At 59.1% G+C, this 18,545-nt stretch carries 15 protein-coding genes; 14 read left to right on the top strand and 1 reads right to left on the bottom strand.

Annotated features, from left to right (window positions below; translation table 11 throughout):
* Positions 1–173 precede the first annotated feature (173 nt).
* From FLT43_RS20655 to FLT43_RS20695, 9 genes are all read left to right on the top strand, one after another.
* Positions 174–506, top strand: coding sequence for a PadR family transcriptional regulator (locus tag FLT43_RS20655; protein ID WP_087442767.1), 333 nt, complete (start codon positions 174–176; stop codon positions 504–506).
* A 4-nt stretch (positions 507–510) separates the two neighbouring features.
* Positions 511–1,656, top strand: a complete 1,146-nt coding sequence (locus FLT43_RS20660; protein ID WP_087442766.1) for a permease prefix domain 1-containing protein — start codon at positions 511–513, stop codon at positions 1,654–1,656.
* A gap of 14 nt (positions 1,657–1,670) precedes the next feature.
* Positions 1,671–1,850, top strand: a complete 180-nt coding sequence (locus FLT43_RS30270; RefSeq protein ID WP_244194203.1) for an FtsW/RodA/SpoVE family cell cycle protein — start codon at positions 1,671–1,673, stop codon at positions 1,848–1,850.
* Positions 1,851–2,290: 440 nt separating this feature from the next.
* Positions 2,291–3,724 carry a polysaccharide deacetylase family protein gene (locus FLT43_RS20670; RefSeq protein ID WP_087442764.1) on the top strand — a complete coding sequence of 478 codons (1,434 nt, stop codon included), beginning with the start codon at positions 2,291–2,293 and terminating at the stop codon, positions 3,722–3,724.
* Positions 3,725–3,922: 198 nt separating this feature from the next.
* Entirely contained in the window at positions 3,923–5,077 is a 1,155-nt protein-coding gene (locus FLT43_RS20675) for an AAA family ATPase (protein ID WP_087442763.1), read from the top strand.
* Entirely contained in the window at positions 5,074–6,009 is a 936-nt protein-coding gene (locus FLT43_RS20680) for a DUF58 domain-containing protein (protein WP_143797159.1), read from the top strand. The genes FLT43_RS20675 and FLT43_RS20680 overlap by 4 nt, the downstream gene beginning before the upstream one ends.
* Before the next feature lie 68 nt (positions 6,010–6,077).
* Positions 6,078–6,413 (top strand): hypothetical protein, encoded by a 336-nt coding sequence (locus FLT43_RS20685; protein ID WP_143797160.1) that lies wholly within the window; start codon positions 6,078–6,080, stop codon positions 6,411–6,413.
* Positions 6,376–8,991, top strand: coding sequence for a transglutaminase-like domain-containing protein (locus FLT43_RS20690; RefSeq protein ID WP_087442761.1), 2,616 nt, complete (start codon positions 6,376–6,378; stop codon positions 8,989–8,991). Before FLT43_RS20685 ends, FLT43_RS20690 begins: the two co-directional genes overlap by 38 nt.
* Before the next feature lie 252 nt (positions 8,992–9,243).
* Positions 9,244–10,302, top strand: coding sequence for a LacI family DNA-binding transcriptional regulator (locus tag FLT43_RS20695; protein WP_087442760.1), 1,059 nt, complete (start codon positions 9,244–9,246; stop codon positions 10,300–10,302).
* 1,428 nt (positions 10,303–11,730) lie between these two features.
* On the opposite strand, the gene FLT43_RS20700 is transcribed toward FLT43_RS20695, so the two are convergent.
* Entirely contained in the window at positions 11,731–12,297 is a 567-nt protein-coding gene (locus FLT43_RS20700) for a helix-turn-helix domain-containing protein (protein ID WP_087442758.1), read from the bottom strand.
* A 162-nt stretch (positions 12,298–12,459) separates the two neighbouring features.
* Between FLT43_RS20700 and tdh the strand changes: the two genes are divergently transcribed.
* The 5 genes from tdh to FLT43_RS20725 all read left to right on the top strand — a co-directional run bounded on the left by tdh (position 12,460) and on the right by FLT43_RS20725 (position 18,538).
* Positions 12,460–13,503: an L-threonine 3-dehydrogenase gene (gene tdh, locus FLT43_RS20705; protein ID WP_087442757.1), complete on the top strand. Its 1,044-nt coding sequence runs from the start codon at positions 12,460–12,462 to the stop codon at positions 13,501–13,503.
* A 30-nt stretch (positions 13,504–13,533) separates the two neighbouring features.
* A complete protein-coding gene (locus tag FLT43_RS20710) occupies positions 13,534–14,712 on the top strand; it encodes a glycine C-acetyltransferase (RefSeq protein WP_087442756.1) in 1,179 nt (392 codons plus the stop codon).
* A 227-nt stretch (positions 14,713–14,939) separates the two neighbouring features.
* Complete coding sequence (locus tag FLT43_RS20715; protein ID WP_087442755.1) at positions 14,940–15,716, top strand: DeoR/GlpR family DNA-binding transcription regulator; 777 nt, start codon at positions 14,940–14,942, stop codon at positions 15,714–15,716.
* Positions 15,709–16,917: an MFS transporter gene (locus FLT43_RS20720; protein ID WP_087442754.1), complete on the top strand. Its 1,209-nt coding sequence runs from the start codon at positions 15,709–15,711 to the stop codon at positions 16,915–16,917. Before FLT43_RS20715 ends, FLT43_RS20720 begins: the two co-directional genes overlap by 8 nt.
* Positions 16,918–17,368: 451 nt before the next feature.
* Complete coding sequence (locus tag FLT43_RS20725; RefSeq protein WP_087442753.1) at positions 17,369–18,538, top strand: Gfo/Idh/MocA family protein; 1,170 nt, start codon at positions 17,369–17,371, stop codon at positions 18,536–18,538.
* The last annotated feature ends 7 nt before the right edge of the window (positions 18,539–18,545 follow it).

The raw sequence follows: 18,545 nt of genomic DNA on the forward strand, positions 1-18,545 counted from the left end.
GGCCATCCTGAGTGAGTGGGAGAGCGATCAAAAGGCTCCGAACATGATGCAACTGGAAAGAGAGAGATTGCATTTTCTAATACATAGATATACTATATATGTAGTAAATCTAGGTATATAGTTTTCCGTGGTTATTCACGTTCACTATTTTACGATTTCCGAAGGAGGAAGCGATGGGACCGAAGGTAAGCAAGGAAATGTTGAAGGGCTGCACCGCGCTGCTTGTATTGTCGATGCTGGAGAAGGAAGAACTGTACGGTTACGAGTTGACAAAGCGGCTCGAGACGGCCTCCTCCGGCTTGTTCGCCATGAAGGAAGGCACACTCTATCCGATTCTTCACGGGCTGGAGAGCGGCGGGCAGGTTGAGGCATATTGGAGCGAGGCGGCAGGCCGGGCACGCAAATATTACCGGATTACCGATGCTGGCCGTCGCCTCCTGCAAGAGAAGACGGAGGAATGGCGTTTGTTCAGCGGGACGATAAACCGGGTGTTGGGGGAGGTGTGAGTGAATGATCAATTCAGACAAGGACGGTACGTTCCGTATGCCGGAAGCGGCAGAGCAGTTCGTGCAGGATGTGCTGGGACGCATCAAAGCGAAGGAGATGAAGCCCGAGATCGAGGCGGAGCTGAGGGATCATCTCCTGTCCCGAATGGAAGAGCATACGGACCGTGGAAGGAATGAGGACGAAGCGGCGCATGAAGCCGTCCGCCAAATGGGAGCATCCTCCATTGTGGCGGAGCAAATGAACCGGATTCATCGCCCACGCATCCCGTGGCTGCTGTGGAGCAGCTTGGTGATATGGATCGGGTTCAGCCTCTTCGGCCTGTTCCTGCTGCAGAGCGAACCGGGCGGACAGAATTTGGCTGGACTAGGCACCAAATCTAGCATCTATCTCCTTCTTGGTATTGTCTGCTTCGCAGCAGGGATGTTCATCGACTACCGCCAACTGTGGCGCCTCGCTTCCTGGATGTATGGGGGGATGGCGGTACTGCTTGTTTGGACGGGGTGGACCGGGGTTCACATTAACGGGATGCGTTTTCTGATGATAGGCCCCGTGCCCATTGATATATATTTGCTAAGTCCTTTTCTGTTTCTGATTGCGATCTATGTGATGCTAAGCGATCGTTCGGCCCGAACCAAGAGGTATGCCAAATTCATGCCGTATGCGTTGATCATCCTGCCTGTTCTGCTGTATGTGATCGACGGCCGTTACAAGGAACTGTTCATTTATGGACTTGGCATGATTGTGGTGCTCATGCAGCTTCGCTGCCGCCCGGTTGTATGGTGGAAGCTGGCCGTTTGTGCCGCGGGAGGCGGAGTCCTGTTGTGGATGACATCCGATACGGTCCGCTTCGTGTTCGGGCGCCGCATGCAGGAATGGAGTGCATTTCTTGGAAGCACAGTCGAGCGTGATTCTGATGGCGGCTTTGTCATGCGGGAGATTCGCAGATCGGTGCAGCATGCGGGATGGTTCGGACAGGAGAATGGTCAGACGCTCACCCTGCCTTATCTTCACAGTGATTATTTGAGCGTCTACCTCGTCGATACGGCGGGGTGGTCCTCGGGCCTGCTGCTGTTGGGCTCCATGGGCGTTCTCCTGTACAGCGTGTACAGGGCGGCCGCCGTATTCGCCATACATTTGGCCGGGGGCTAGCTCGCCTCATCGCGGTGCTGGCAGGGGCGCATTTCCTGCTGGCCCTGGGAGGCCTCCTCGGGCTGGTGCCGATGAATGGCCTAGACCTGCCGCTGTTCGGCTACGGAGGCACCCGAATGCTGCTGTGGATGTCACTCTTCGGACTCTTCTCCGGCATCTACCGGCGCAAAGATATGCTTCCGCAAACCTCATAATTCGATACTACGGCTCTTCCGTTCGACGGGAGAGCTTTTTATATGGCAGATTTCTTATTTTTCCAAGGAAAACGTTGTCAACAAAGGCGAGGCGGCGTATGATGATAGACGCGGCGGGGCAAACAGAAGGCGGACGTTCGTATCCGAAGATTGGTCCAGAAGCACAATGGATGCATGAAGCGGGTAAGAAGCCGGTTTAGAAGCAGGGCTGACGGTCTATGGTGTCATTTTTTCTCGCAAGGCTCATATAATCTATCAGACGATGGTGAACGTATATGCTCTCGCGCCGGCAAACGAATCGGGGACAGGGTGGGGCATTCTGGCCAGACAGCAGCTGGATTCGGGGATGCTGCGGGGTAGAAGGGACAGGCTGTCATATCCCTGCTCAGCGCTTGCATGGGGGCTTTCAGGAATAGTAACGAAAAGAGGGGGACGTTCGGATGAAACAGGAAGCAACGGGATTGTGGAAGGAAACCAAAGGCTGGATAGGGCGGCTATCGACGGCCATATGCGCTTTGCTGATGATCGCCGCGCTGTGGACGGCTTGGGGAACGAAGGAAGCCCCGGAGCCGATCGCCTACTCTGCTTCGCCTGCTTCTCATCAAGCGGTACCGATGGCATATAACGCGGAGGAAGCACTGGCGCGTGCGGATTATGGCGAGGCCGTGTCCATACAGATGAACGGAGTGAAGGAAGAGGCGTTCGATGCTCTATCGGCTAGGGGCCATGGCTCCGAGACCAGCAAGGCCTCTTTGCAATTGGCTGCGGTGAAGAAGCCGGATACCGGGAAGCTGTCACCGGGCGTGGAAGAGAAGAAGCCGGATAAGGTCGTTTACTTGACGTTCGATGACGGCCCGAGCATACATACGAAGGATGTGCTTGATATTTTGGCCAAGGAGCAGGTGAAGGCAACCTTCTTCGTGTTGGGTCAACATGCGAAGCGCGATCAGGAGATGGTCCAAACGATTGCGGAAGCGGGACATGCCATCGGCAATCACAGCTATAATCATGAATATAAGGAGCTGTACGGCAGCTTTCGTGAATTTTGGCGCCAGATTCGCGAGACCGGCAAGGTGCTGGAGGACATTCTGGGCTATGAGCCCCGGCTGGTGCGGGCGCCAGGCGGAACGGCAATGAATTTCGATAAGCAGTATTTCGAGCTGATGCAGCAGGCAGGTTACTTGGTTTATGACTGGCATGTCGACAGCGGCGATTCCAAGCGGCGGGGCGTGCCTGCGAAGGAGATCGTGTCGTCGGTGAAGCATGGGGCGCTGCTGAAGGAGACGGTCGTGCTGATGCATGACGGATCCGGGCATGGGGAGACGGTGAAGGCGCTGCCGGAGATTATTCGCTTTTATAAGGACAAAGGCTATACGTTCGACGTGTTGTCGCCGGAGGTGAAGCCCGTTCAATTCCATGTTGCTTCCACGAAGCGCTGGGCTCGGTCCCCGGTGAGCAGCGCTTGGATTGAAGCGAATGTCCAGCCAGTCAACGTATCCGGGCCTGTGAAGCCCGAACCGAAAATGGTGATGGATGTGCACACCGATCAGGGCAGCCTCCATTTGGAGCCGGATCAGTTCCTGAGCCATGAGGACACGACGTATGTGCCGCTGCGGATGCTGGTGCATCAGTTGGGCGGAACGGTACGGTGGAACGCGGAGGCGAACCGGGTGGATGTCGATTGGAACGGGAAGGGCGCAGGCTTCGATCTGACTGGCGCGCAAATTGTATTTGCCGATGAGAACGAAGAGACCGTGCCGTTGAAGGCGGTAACGGAACGTTCGCTCACCTGGGTGCCGTTGCGGGATGTACTGAATGTGTTCGGCGTCAAGTTGACTGCATACGAAGTGACGCCTTTGCAGGAGGACGTGTGATTCTCTTCTATTATCTTGGCAAAGCAGCCTCTCACAGGTTTACAATCTATCAAGCTGGGCGATACTGATTCATAGAACGGCCCGGGACGGTTCATCGAACGTGCATGCACGCGAGGGACTCGTTCCGGGTTTTTGGTGTCTTGTTATCGTTTTGTAGGAAAAAGGATGCTGCTAGGTTAAGAGGGAGGGAATCTACGAATGGAAATGGGTGGACATCAAAACCGCACCGCGGAGCAGGATGTGTGGCTGGCGTCGTTCGCGGAGCGGGGCTGGCCGGCGTTCCTGGACCGGATGGGACAGGTCGTCGCCGGCAAAAGGGAGGTCATTCGCCTGGCCGGCTTGGCGATGTTGTCTGGCGGGCATATTTTGATGGAGGATGTGCCGGGCGTCGGTAAGACGCTGCTGGCCCGGGCGCTTGCGCGGACAGCAGGAGGAAGCTTCCGGCGCATCCAGATGACGCCGGATATGATGCCGGCCGATATTACAGGCAGCATGATATGGGAGCCGGCCTCAGGCGGTCTCCGGTACAGCGAGGGGGCGTTGTTCGGCAACGTCGTGCTGGCCGACGAGCTGAACCGCGCGCCGGCGCGGACTCAATCGGCGCTGCTGGAAGCAATGGAGGAAGGGACGGTGACGGTGGACGGAACGACGCGAGCCTTGCCGCAGCCCTTTTTCGTGATTGCGACGCAGAATCCGTTAGCCTTCGAAGGCACATATCGGATTCCGGAGGCGGAGATGGACCGCTTCGCGATGCGGCTGTCGCTTGGCTATCCAGGGGCGGAGCAGGAATCGGACATGCTCCTCCATCAGCAGGAGGAATCGCCGCTCGCGCGCGTGAAGCCGCTCTGGACGCCGGAGGAATGGCAATTGCTTGTCCGCCGGATTCGACAGGTGCATCTCGATGCGGCGCTTTGCAGGTACATGGCGGACATCGCGCATGCGACCCGGGCGCATCCGGCAGTGAAGCTGGGCATTAGTCCACGGGCGACGCTGTCGCTCATGCGGATGGCCCAGGCTCACGCCTGGACCGAGGGGCGCACCTATGCGCTCCCGGAAGATGTGAAGGCGGTGGCGCATCCGGTGCTGGGGCACCGCCTTCATCTGCAGCGCGAGGCGCTGCTCGCCGGCACGACCGAAGCGGACGCCGTCGCCGATGTGCTGCGCACGACGCCGGTTCCGGTCTTCCCGGCGGCCCTGACCGGGGGCGGCAGAGCCGCAGCGAAGTCTTCCCGCCGGGAAGAGCGGCGGATCCCGGCAGCGGGTGCCGCGCCGATGGTGCAGGTGCCTCTGGCCGGCGATGGATCGGCCCAGCCGGCCGCCGGGCGGTTCCGGCTCGGCGGGTGGTTCCGGTGAAGCGGCCCGCCATCCCGGTCGGCCGCTTCCTGCTCACCGCCGCCGGCTGCGCCGCGCTGGCCGCGGCGGGCTGGGAGCGGAACAGCCCGGCCGAGCTTTTTCTGGCGGCCGTGCTGGGCGCCATGCTGCTGAACGGCGTGCGGCTGCATATCATCGGCCGGCAGCTCGCAGGCGTCCGGCTTGTCCATGAGCTGCGGCAGGCGGAGCGCGTCGTTCCGGGAGCCGCTCCCGGCAGCCTTGCCTTCGGCGTGGCGATCAGCGGCGCGAAGCGCTGGCCCATGCGCTGGCTGACGGTGGAGGAGGCGTGGACGCGCACGGGCGGAGACGGCGGCGTCTGGGTATGCCGCCGTCTGCTGTTCCTGCGCCAGGGCGCGGAGACACGCTACACCGTCTCCTTCGCAGGCGCGCCGCGCGGCGTATACCGCCTCACGCGGACCGAACTCGCCTATGGCGACCTGTTCGGCTGGTTCGGCGGCCGGGTGCGGCTGGATCTCCCGTCGGCGGCGGAAGCGCCGCAGCCGGTGCTGGTCATTCCGCCGCCCCCGGTATGCTCCGCTGTGCTGCCGGACGCTGCCCCGGGAGCCGCGCACGAGGCCGGCCCGCCGCCGCTGGCCGGCGCCGCCGATGCGGCAGACGGAGGCGTACCTGCCCCGTCTGCCGGAGGAGTTCGCGGCGTCGAGCTGCAGGCGTACCAGCCGGGCACGCCCTTGCGCGCCGTCGACTGGCGGACGTACGCCAAGCGGCGCGTGCTGGCGGTTCGCGTGCCGGAAGCGGACGGCTGCGCCCCGGCCGACATCGCCATGGACGACGTTCCATGGCGGTCGGAGGCGCAGCCGGGCAGCACGCGCCTATGGAGGCGGTGCTGTCCGCCGCCGCCGCGGCCGTGCGCGCCGCCGCAGAGGCCGGGCGGCCCGTGCGCCTGCTGCGGCTGAGCGACGGGGCCGTCGCCGCCGGAGCCCGGCAGGCGCTGGCCGCCCTGGCGGCAGAGCGGCCCGGCCCGGTGGCGACGAACGGCTCGGAAGCGCTGCCGCCCGGCGCAGAGCCACACGGCGCGGCATACTGGTCCGCCGCTGACCCGTCGCCGCCGATTCGCGCCGCGGTGACGCTAATCAGCTACCGGGAGGATCCGGCGGCGCTTGATCGGCTGCAAGATGCGGCGGGAGAGGTGCGGATCGGCGCTTGGCTGACCGCCGCGCGCTGGCCGCAGTCAAGCGCCGCGGCAGCGCCGGCTTCATCGGGGGCCTTCCTCTGGAGGGAACATCCCGCCCCCGGCGCCAGAATAGGAAGGAGGGAGAGCGATGCGCTTCCATACTATCGGCCGATCCGCCAAGGGTGACGGCCAAGCGACGTTGCGGCGGCTGAACGGCGGCCACAGCAGCGAGCCGGCCAGAAGGCGGACCGCGGCCGAGTGGGCGAAGCAAGCCTTCTTTACCGGGCTGCTGTTCGCCTTGTTCGCTGAATGGTTCTATCCGTTGAAGCGGCTCGGCCCGCACATCGATATGCACGACATCCGTCCATTCTTGGGGGCGATCGCGATCTTCCTCGCCGTTGGGTTGCTCGTCCGGAGCAGAATTCTGTCAATCGCGCTGCGCAGCGTCACGGCGATCGCGGTAACCGCATGGATGTTCGGAGCGGTCTCCCGGCCCAATGCAGCCACAGCCAGTGGAGGCCTTCTGCACGATATACGCGAGTCGGTTACGGCAGGCCTTTCGATGATCGGCTCCGCCCTGGCCGCCGATGCGGAACGGTGGATGGAGGCCGAATGGCTTCAGACGAGCGGCGAAGTCCGCACCTTGCTGCTGCTGGCCGGTTGGGCAATGCTGACGGCCTCCATTCAGGCCCAAATGTTGACCCGGCGGACGGTGGTGTTTTTCAGCGTGGCTACAATCTGCTATCTATTCGGATTTCAATGGGGCTACGGCCTCGACGTGACCGATGCCATCATTCGCGCGGCAGGCTGGGGGCTGCTGTTGTCCGCCTGCCTCCAGCTTGACCGGCGGCTGGCCGAGGATACGGAACAGTCGAAGGCGTCAGGAATCCGGCCTGTACGATGGCTGGGACAAGCGGCGATCGTGACGCTCCTTATCGTAGGCAGCGGCTTCGGCCTGTCCCGGATGCCCGATTGGACGCCGCCGGAGAGCCTGCCTATGCTTCGTGAGTGGACGCAATCGCTGGCAGCCTCGGCGACCGAATGGGGCGCGGCTCGTTCGTCGGCGGAGAACGCGGCCATGCGGACGGCAAAGATAGGCACGACCGGATACAGCACGGACGATACGGAACTGGGCGGCTCGCTTCGCGACGATGCCCGTATCCAGTTCATGGCGGAATCGGCGGAGCCCACGTATTGGCGGGGAGAGAGCAAATCGCGCTATACCGGCCGGGGCTGGGCGTCAGCGGGCGCCGGACAAGAGGAAACGGTGGACGGATCCGGGCTGCTGCAGAGTCCCGATTCTCCGGTGCCGGGATGGTCCGAGCCGTTGACGCAGACGGTTCGCTGGCAGGCCTATGCGCCGCATCTGCCGTTGGTCCTCGGCGGCCGGCCGGAGCGGCTGACGTCATGGATGGCGGACGGGAAGACGGCGGTTCCGGCCCAAGCAGGGGTGGCCCTGCGCTACGAGCCGCCAGGCGAACGGTATGCCCCCGGCGCGAGTGCCCCTGCCGGATCCCGGCTCGCCTATCAATACGAGACCCGCGTGCTGCGGGCGGATCCGGCGATGCTGGGGGCCGTGCCGAAGCTATCGCCCGAAGAGACGGCGCGATGGAGCGAAGAGCTTCAGCTTCCGGACTCACTCCCGCAGCGGGTTCGGGAGCTCGGCGATCGGCTGGCTGAAGGAGCGGCGGGTCAATACGAGACCGTGCGGCGTGTACAGGCGTTCTTGCGCCAGGAATACGCCTACACCAAGCTTGATACCGAAGTGCCGCCGGCGGGCCGGGACTTCGTGGACTATTTTCTGTTCGAGGCGAGGCAGGGTTACTGCAATCACTTCTCGACCGCGATGGCGATTCTGCTGCGCACCCAGGGCATTCCCGCGCGCTGGGTGAAGGGCTTTGCGCCCGGCGAGTTGACCGGACCCGGACAGTATACGGTCCGGGCATACGATGCGCATGCCTGGGTGGAGGTGTATTTCCCAACGGTCGGCTGGGTGCCGTTCGAGGCAACTCCGCCCGCAGGCATGGCTGCAGCGGCAGAGGTTCCGGCGGACGCGGTGATAGCGTCTGTACCGGGCCAGACGGCCTTTGCGGCCGATGGCGCGGCTGCCCCGGAAGGCGATGCGGCATTCACTCCGTCAGCGCAGGTGCGCGAGCTGCTGGAGCAATCGCTGCAGTCTCCGGCTTCGGGCTGGGAACGGATGCGGCGCTGGGGAGAGACGGCGCTTCATGCCGGGAAGCAGGGGATGAACGCCATCGGGCAGCATCTCGCCGCAGAATGGGAGGCGCTGACCCGAATCGGGACACATCGCAGCGGTGAACAGGCGGAGGCGGGGCTGCCGGGGCTGCTTCGCTATGTGGCTGTCCGCCTGCCGGTCCTGGCGATCGGTGCGTTGTGGCTGGCCCTGCTGGCGGCGTGGCTCATGCGGAAGCAGTGGCAGCGCCTTGCTCCGGAGCGCAAGCTGCGGCGGCTTCTCTGTCTGCAGCAGCGCAGCTTCCAGAGCGAACGGCTGCAGGAGATGGGCCGGATCGCTTGGCAGCTGCTCGAGCGGAAATATGGGTTGCGCCCGATCGGCATGACCTGGAGCGAATATATTTCCGCGAAGCGCGACGATCCCGAGCTGCTGCCGTCGGCGGCCGAACCGGTGCTGCAGCAGTTCATTCGCGATTGCAATGCGCTGCTGTTCGCCGGCCGGCATGCGGAGAGAGCCGTACGGCAGCGGTTCCTGGAAGGCTGCGCATTCGTGCTGCGCCAGTGTACATGAGTCAGGGAGGCGCGGTTCACATAGAGATCGGCGGCAAGAGAGACGGAAGGGGCGGCGAGCAGGATTCGGCCGCCCTGTTCGTCTTCGGGCGTCTTTGTGGACATCTCGGACCATGGCCGCTGCGTTCCCGCCTAGCGAGAGCAGGGGGATGTATGACCAGATCCCTTTTCAACCGCCGAGACGGGCAGTATAATTTACCATATGATCCTATGGCAGTGAACTCGAATTGAGATAGACATGGGGAGGCGGAGCATGGCTACATTAAAAGATATTGCTGAACGGGTCGGCGTCTCCATCTCCACCGTATCACGGGTGGTGAACGGGGATGACAGCCGCCGGATAAGCGACGAGACGAAGCAGAAAATATGGCAGGCTGCCAAGCAGCTGAATTACCGGGCCAAGCCTGCCCAGAAATCAGCCGCCGGGGCGAAGCGGTCGCCGAAGCATTCCGCGCCATTGACGATCGGCTGCATTTTATCCTTGCCGGACAATAAATATAATCATCCTTATTTTTCCCCCATCATCCAGGGAATCGAAGCGAAGCTGATGGAGGAAGGGATCAAGCTGGCGTTCCTTCATACCCAGGCGGAGCTAAAGAGCGGCGCAGTGCGGGAAGCGCTAATGCACGATCGGGCGTTGAGCGGCGTCATCTGCATCGAAGGGATGGAGCCGGACATGTACCGCTGGCTCAAGGAGCGGGTGCCAGTCATTATTGGCATCGATGTGGCGGATCCGGACATTCCGATCATTTCCTATGATCGGTTGGATGCGGCCCGCATCGCCGTGCGCCATCTGCTGGAGCTCGGGCATACCGACATCGGCTTCATCGGGGGCGCGGGCCTGCTCGGGCGCATGGAGCGGGAGAAGCGGTACCGGGGCTACAAAATGGCATTGAATGAAGCGAATTGCCCCTTCCGTTCCGACTGGATCATCGATGCCCAATGGGATGCCGACCGGAGCTATCAGGGCATGAAGCGCCTGCTGGAGCGGCAAGAGCGGCCGACGGCGATGTTCTGCGCCAGCGACATGATGGCGATTGCGGCCATGCGCGCCGCCACGGAGCTTGGGCTGTCGATTCCCCGCGATATCGCCTTCATCGGCATCGACGACATCGAATTTTCGAAATACAGCTCGCCGCCGCTGTCCTCGGTTCACATCCCGAAATACGAGATGGGCTACACGGCCGCCAAAACATTGCTGGACAGTCTGCATCAGCCTTATCCATATCCGTTCCGGATGCTGCTGCCATTCCATCTGCAAATCCGGGAGTCGAGCAAGGCGCCGGAACGAAGAGCGCCTGTGGACGGGTAGACGGGAATGACGTCCTCATCCCCCGTCCAATCGCATTTCCAATCCGAGAACCTTCAATAAAGCCTTCTTTATTCAGGCCGTTGGAAAACCCCTGTTTTTACGAAGGGGTGGAGATGTCCATGTAGACAATCAAAACTTGGCACTCAGAATTTTTTCTGCTGAGAGACGAGCTCCACTCTATAAAAAATGAAGTGGAGAAAATTCCCATGGGCTTTTCAACGGCCTGATTTTACGGGATCCAAGAGACCGCGTCGGATTCTGGGGGCATCATTGCCTTCTGGAAGCATCATCGCCTTCTGGAAGCATCATCGCCTTCTGGAGGCATCATCGCCTTCTGGAGGCATCATCGCCTTCTGGAGGCAGCCTTGCCTCCTGGGGCTTGAACGTGTGGAGGGAATTGCTGCTATTTTACAGGAATTTCGGCTCAATCAGTCCACATCCCGAGGAATTGCTGCAAATCTACATCATTTTAGGCCCTTTTGCTTCAAGCCGAAGCGAAACGGGTGAAATTCCTGCAGTTTTGCAGGATTCCCTTTCTGGGAAAGTCGTCCATATCGAATTGCTGTATTTGCGCAGGATTTCGCTTACCGAATAGGTGTAGAAATCATGCAGTTTTGCAGAGTTCGCTTACCGAATAGGCGTGTCTGGAGCGTGCAGTTTTGCAGATTTCGCCTACCGGACAGACGTGTCTAGGGAAATGGTGCAGTTTTCAGGGCGTTGGAAAACCCCTGTTTTTTACAAAGGGGTGGAGATTGTGCATTTTCCTACTCAAAACTTGGCACCCACAGCGTTTTAAATCGATTTTTTTCTACGGAGAGACGAGATCCACCACACAAAAAATGGAGTGCCACAAAATCCTTCGGACTTTCTCAACAGCCTGTTATTGGAGGTCTTTTTGATGCGTACGATAATGCGGGCTCTTACCTTCCTTTTGACAGGCAGCCTTACAGGCAGTGTACCGAAGACCGCGTCTTCCTTGGTGAGCGCAGCGAATAATGCAGATAATGCAGATAATGCAGATAATGCGGGTGACCTGACCGGACGGGATAATACAGGCCAGGGAGCGCCATGAACCAAGCGAGAGACAGCAGACAGCCGGGAGCTCCCTGACCCAATGGGATATTGCATGAAAGGAAGGGAGAAGGCAGAGGTGTGTGGAAATACCGTTACCAATCAGATGACCAAAAAGATGCGGGGTGATAGCATGGCTGAGTTGCCTGGCAAGCCGAAGGTGATTATTTTAGGGGCGTTCCATAATGAAGGCCAAGGCAGGCCTGTTTATCGCAGAAAGAAGCCTCAAGATCGAGCCCGTCCACAGCTATCTGTCTTGACGCTGAACCGCAGGCAACGCCACGAAGGCGCTCCGGTCACGGGAGCGCCTTCTCTATTGCTCGGAGTACGGACAGTAAGTTCCGTTCCTGGCTATCGTTATCTGTTCGCGGACGGGTAGTGCAGCAGGGTCATGTAGCGTATGGTGCGGTCGGTGCGGTTCGTGTACGTATGAACCTGGTCGGCGGTGAAGCGCATCGTCGTCTTCGGCTCCAGCACGTATTCGTCGCCGCCTAGCGAGACGTGAAGCACGCCGTCGATCACCATGATGAACTCTTCGACGCCGTCGTAGTGGGCTTCCGACACATGGGAGCACCCCGGGTCCACCTCCACGCTGTACACCTCGAACCCCTTGTCCTGTTCAAATGGAAAGATAGGAAACGTACGGTATGCCCCATCTTCCTCCACGAGCGGGGTAATATCCTCCACCTTAACGATCGACACACTCGGCGTGGATTCTTCCATCAGGGTTGCGAAGGAGATGCGCAGGCCATTCACAATTTTCCATAATACTGAAATGGTCGGATTCGATTCCCCTCGCTCGATTTGCCCGAGCATGCCTTTGCTGACGCCGGACATGTCCGACACCTGGTCCAGGCTCAGTCCCCGCGATTTGCGGATCTCTTGCAGGTTTTTCCCGATTTTTTTGTGGATCGGTTCTTGCATGGCGGTTCTCCTCTCCCACTCTATACCGGATATCTCAAAACAATACAAAAGACCATGTACAATATAACGTACATTTGTGTAGTATATTATACAACAGCATGAAGTCTTGGTATCCGTTTTCTTTCTATTGTATGTAAAAAATATGGGAGGAGCAATCCGTAAATGACAGCGACGATGATCGGTTTGGTCAAGGCAGAACGGAAGCCTGGTGCCGTCTTGAAGGAAGTGCCGGTTCCGGCGTACGGCCCGGATGAAGTGTTGGTTCGCGTCAAGGCGTCCTCCATCTGCGGAACGGACGTTCATATTTATAAATGGGATGATTGGGCGGCCCGTACGGTCGTCACTCCGAATGTGTTCGGGCATGAATTTGCCGGCATCGTGGAGGCTGTCGGCGACCGGGTGACGAATGTGAAGGCGGGCGATCATGTATCGGGGGAAGGCCATGTCGTCTGCGGCGTATGCAAAGCGTGCCGCACCGGCAATGCCCATGTCTGCCCGCATACGCGCAGCTTCGGGATTACGCTGCCCGGCTGCTTCGGCGAATATGCCGTGTTGCGGGCCAGTAATGTCATCCGGAACGATCCTAAGCTTCCGTTTGAAATCGCTTGCTTGCAGGATCCGCTCGGCAATGCCGTGCAGACGGTGCTGGCCGGAGACATCGTCGGCAAGAGCGTCGCCGTCGTCGGCGTCGGCCCGATCGGGCTGATGGCGATTGCGGTCGCGAAGGCTTGCGGCAGCGGAACGATTATTGCGGTGGATATCAATCCGTACCGGCTGGAGATGGCGAAGACGATGGGGGCGGATGTCATCGTCAACAGCAAGGAAGTGAATTCGGTGCAGGCGATACGAGCGGCGACGAACGGAGAAGGTGCGGAAGTGGTGCTGGAGATGTCCGGCCATCCCGATGCGATCCGCGACGCGTTGAAGGCGGCGGCTCAAGCCGGCCGCGTCTCGCTTCTGGGCATTCCGAGCAAGGAGGTCTCCTTCGATCTCGCGGAGGATGTCATTTTCAAAGGATTGCAGCTGGCAGGCATTACCGGACGCCGCATGTACGATACATGGTATCAGCTCAAGGGCCTGCTCGAACGGGGACGGATCGATTTGACCCCGCTCATTACGCATCGGCTGACATTGGACCGGTATGAGGAAGCATTCGACTTGATGTCTTCGGGCAATTGCGGCAAAATTGTATTTATACACCAGTAATAACAAATGTAGAGACGGAGGTGCGGCAGCATGGCCGGATTTGATGTGATTGAGCAGCAATTGAAGGAATTGAAGGATTCGGGTCGCTACCGTCCGCTTACCGTATGGGAAGGCGGATCGGATTCTTGGATGACGTTGCAGGGAGGCAAGCGCGTCCTGCAGATGTCGTCGAACAACTATTTGGGGCTGACGCAGCATCCCGCATTGAAGCAGGCGGCAGCGGACGCGATTGCGAAGTACGGCGTCGGCGCCGGTTCCGTGCGGACGATTACGGGCACGCTCGACATCCATGACGAGTTGGAGCGCCGGCTGGCCGAATTCAAGGGCACAGAGGCGACGCTGGTCTTCCAGTCGGGCTTCACGACGAACCAGGGGGTGCTGGCCTCGCTGCTTGGTCCGGACGATGTCGTCATCAGCGATGAATTGAACCATGCCAGCATTATCGACGGGATTCGCCTGACGAAGACGAACAAGCGCATTTATGCGCATAAGGACATGGATCAGCTCGAAGCGGCGCTCAAGGAGAGCGGCGGGTTCCGACAGCGGGTCGTCGTCACCGACGGCGTCTTCAGCATGGACGGCGATATCGCTCCGCTGCCGCATATCGTTGAGCTGGCGGAACGGTATGACGCGATCGTATATGTTGACGATGCTCATGCCAGCGGTGTGCTCGGGAAGCATGGCAAAGGCTCCACCGATCACTTCGGCCTGCATGGCCGGGTGCATATACAGGTTGGCACGCTGTCGAAGGCGATTGGCGCCGTTGGCGGTTATGTGGCCAGCTCGCATTCATTGAAGGACTACTTGACCAATGTGGCGCGCTCGTTCCTGTTCAGCACATCGCTGCCGCCATCGGTAGCGGCCACCTGCCTCGCCGCGATCGAGGTGCTCAAGACGGAGCCCGAATTGACCGAGCGGCTGTGGCGCAACGCGGACTCGTTCCGCAGCATGATGCAGGCGGAAGGCTTCGATACGGGCGTGAGCGAGACGCCGATCATTCCGATTATCGTCGGCGATCCGGCCCGCACGAATCAATTCTCCCGCCGCCTGATGGAGGAAGGGATCTGCGCGCAGGGCATCGTCTATCCGACGGTCGCCATGGACAAAGGCCGCGTCCGCCTCATCGTGACGGCGCAGCATACCGAGCAGGACCTCGCGTTCGCCCGGGAAGTGCTGACGAAGGTCGGCAAAGAGTTCGGACTGATTTAATTTTTCTTTTTTCTTTTATACAAGCGGAGATACTCCATGTCCGCCACTCGCTTTCTATTTTGGAAGCAGAGTGGCTTTTTTTTATGTTGGATGAGAAATAGATTGGATTTGCTCCTTGACAGCACCTCAATCTCTCTTATAATCATTAATATCACTTGTTATCACTTAATAAAACTTAACAATACTTAATATTGCTTAATTTGGCTTAAATGATGGGAGAGAAAAGCATGTTTCAAGAGGAACGGCTTGCCGCTATTATGGAACATCTGCGGCTCAATAAGCGCATCGAAGTCGAGGAAATATGCGATTTGCTGAATGTGTCGCGCGATACGGCCAGGCGAGACATCATCAAGCTGGAAGAGCGGGGCTCGATTATCCGTACGCGCGGCGGCGCCATTCTGCCCACGTTATCGAAGGAGATGCCCACTTACGAACAGCGTCTGCAGAAGGCAACGGCGTCCAAGCAAGGGATCGGACGCTTGGCCGCCTCGCTGCTGCGCGACGAGGATTACTTGTATGTCGACTCTTCCACGACCGTGCGTTATATGGGGGAATATATGACCACGAAGCGGAACGTCGTCGTCACCAACTCCATTGACATGGCCGGCATGCTGGCGGCGAAGGATGAAGCGCGGATTCATCTGCTCGGCGGCCTGTTATACAACGGACAGCGTATGATATACGGCCCGCGCGCCATTGAGATGATGGGGGATTATCATCTTGATAAAGCCTTTATCGGCACCTGCGGTTTATCGCTGGAAGGCTTGACGACCGATTTCGAGGAAGAGAGCTATCTCATCCGTCAAGTTCTGCGCAGGGCCGATCAAGTGATTGTGCTGGCCGATCATTCCAAGTTCGACAAGCAGATGTTCCACCGTGTAGCGGGTCTGGAGGACATCGACATCATCATTACCGATCGGGAGCTGGGGGAAGCGTGGTCACAGCAGCTGCGCGAGGCAGGCGTGGAACTGATCGTGGCGGACGGGGGAGTACAGCGTGATTAACAGGCTCATCTGGATGGGATGTCTCTCGTATGTCGTGACCGGCGTGACGCTGGTCATTATGGGGGCGGTGCTCCCCGAGCTGCTGACTAACTACGGCCTGAACTATACCGATGGCGGACTGCTCATTTTCGTGCAATTTCTTGGTATGCTTACCGGCGTGCTCAGCATGCCGGCGATTTCGCGCCGGTTAAGCCGCAAGCGGGGCGTCATTCTTGGACTGTTATTCATCAGCTCCGAGCTGCTTCTGTTCTTCCTTCCGCCGTGGCCTGTTGTCATCGCGTTGGCCGGGTTGGCCGGCGCTGGCGCAGGGCTGCTGGAATCATGCATAGGCACCATCATCCTTGTTGCCGTCAAGGAGAAGCAGGCGATCGCCATGAGCAAGCTGGAAGTCACCTTCGGCATTGGGGCTCTGGCGATTCCGTTCGCAGCCAGCTTCCTGATCGCGCGCGGCATATGGATGTATTCGTTCTTGCTGCTGGGGATAAGCGCGCTGATCACGGCCCTGGCCTGGCACAAATTATCGTTCGGCAGCACCGATGCGATGCTGACCCGCACAGTGAAGCGGGACGGCCGGACAGCGCCATCGGCTGCTTATTCCGGCAAGGCTCTGCCGTTCCTCGTGCTGTGCGCGTTTTTCTTCATGCTGTACGGGGGCAGCGAAGTATCGGTAGTGCACTTTTTCCCATCGATGTTCATGGAAAAATGGGGCATCACCAGCTCCCAGGCGACCTTGACCGTAACCACCTACTGGACGGCGATGGTGATCGGACGGGCGCTCTGCGGCGTGCTCGCGGAGAAGCTGACCTACTATCGCTTCTTGTGGCTGACCACCTCAGGAAGCGTAATCGTGCTGCTGCTGTTGCCATTCAGTCCGCAGGCATGGGCGGGCTTCGTGATCAGCTTCCTGCTCGGGCTCGGGATGGCGGGCATGTTCGCGATTATGCTCATCTACGCGAATCAGGCGCTGCCCGGCATGACGGAGCGCACGACAAGCATTTTGCTGGCGGCCAACGGACTTGGCGGCTCGCTGATGCCGATTGCTGTGGGCAGGATGATGGACATCTTCCCGGTTCAGGCGGTCATGTGGCTGTTCTTCGGGGTCATGCTGACGATGCTGCTGCTCGTATTCGCATCCCGGTACCGGAAGGGCCTGATGATATCGGAAACCCTGCATACTACAGGCGTTGTTTGTGAGGATTAAGTCTTTTTGCGGATTTCTTGCCGGAGCGAAGGGGATATTCATCGCAAGGGATGAAGGAGATGGGTGGAGAGCATTAAGCTATTGCAGGCGCGACACTGATTAAAAACGAGTCTCGGCATGTCCGATGGCTCGTTTTTTGGATGCAACATTTGCCCCAAATCATACAAGAAATTTTACGTTTTTTTGAACAATACAGGTTGACGTTGGCGAATCACACGATATATAATGTCCACAAGCATAAATGAAAGCCTTTACAATGGACGGGTGCCGGACGATGGCGACCTGTTTGTCCACAATTATTTGCGCAAATTTGCGCACGCTGATTATTGCGCAAACGCAATGAGAACACTGCCTCGAGTTATTGGCCTGTCATCATCAGCTTCATTGCGCTTATGCGCGTAATCGTATGTTCCAGAGGTTGAATACTCCAAGGTGAAAAGGGGACAGAATCATGCAGCAAGTACGCATAGGAATGATCGGAGCCCGCGGGCGGGGCGGGATTGCGAAGTATTGGCATAAGCCGGACGGCCGTTCCGTCGTCGTCGGCGCAGCGGATATTTATCCGGAGAAGCTGGAGGAATTCCAGAAGGAGATTAACCCGGATGCCTTCGTGACGACCGATTACCGCGAGCTGATCACGCGGGAGGATATTGATGCGATTGCGGTTACTTCGCCCGATTATTGCCATGAAGAGCATGCGGTGGCTGCGCTGAAGGCCGGCAAGCATGTCTTTTGCGAGAAGCCGCTCGCGATCACCGTCGACGGCTGCGACAACATCCTCAAGGCGTGGCAGGAATCCGGCAAGAAGCTGATGGTCGGCTTCAATATGCGGTATATGAATATGTACCGGACGATGAAGGAGATTGTCGATTCCGGCGTCATCGGCGAGATTAAGGCCGTATGGGTGCGCCATTTCGTAGGCTGGGGAGGCTACTTCTATTTCCACGACTGGCATGCGAATTCCGCCAATTCGACCGGGCTGCTCCTGCAAAAGGGCTCTCATGATATCGACATCATTCATTGGATTACTGGACGCTACGCGACGAAGGTGTCGGCGTTCGGCGGGCTCGATTTCTACGGCGGCGACAAGCCGAACGACCTGACTTGTCCGGCATGCGATGAGCGGGAGTCGTGCACCGAGGTCAGCCCGGGCAGTCTGATCGAATGCGCCTTCCGCGAGGAAGTGAATGTGGAAGACAATAATATGGTCATTATGGAGCTGGAAGGCGGTATTAAGGCATCGTATTTGCAATGTCATTTCACGCCGGATTATCAGCGCAATTATACATTCATCGGAACCGAAGGACGGATGGAGAACAACGAGCTGGAGAACAAGGTCTATGTATGGACCCGCCGCTCGAACAATCCGCGCGAGCTGTCCAACCGGGTGTACGAGATTAAGGAAGCGAAGGGCTCCCATGGCGGTGCCGATCCGAATATTTGCAAGGACTTCGTAGACATGATTCTCGACGGCAAGATGCCGGTAGCGACGCCGCTGGCGGGCCGCATGAGCGTGGCTGTAGGCTGTGCAGCGACGGAATCGCTGCGCGGCGGCGGCGGTGTGGTGCAGGTCTCCCCGGCGCCGGATGCGGCCGTGCTCCAGGGCAGCGGCAACGGATAGAAGGATG

It is taken from the genome of Paenibacillus thiaminolyticus, from assembly GCF_007066085.1.
Taxonomy (GTDB): Bacteria; Bacillota; Bacilli; order Paenibacillales; family Paenibacillaceae; genus Paenibacillus_B; species Paenibacillus_B thiaminolyticus.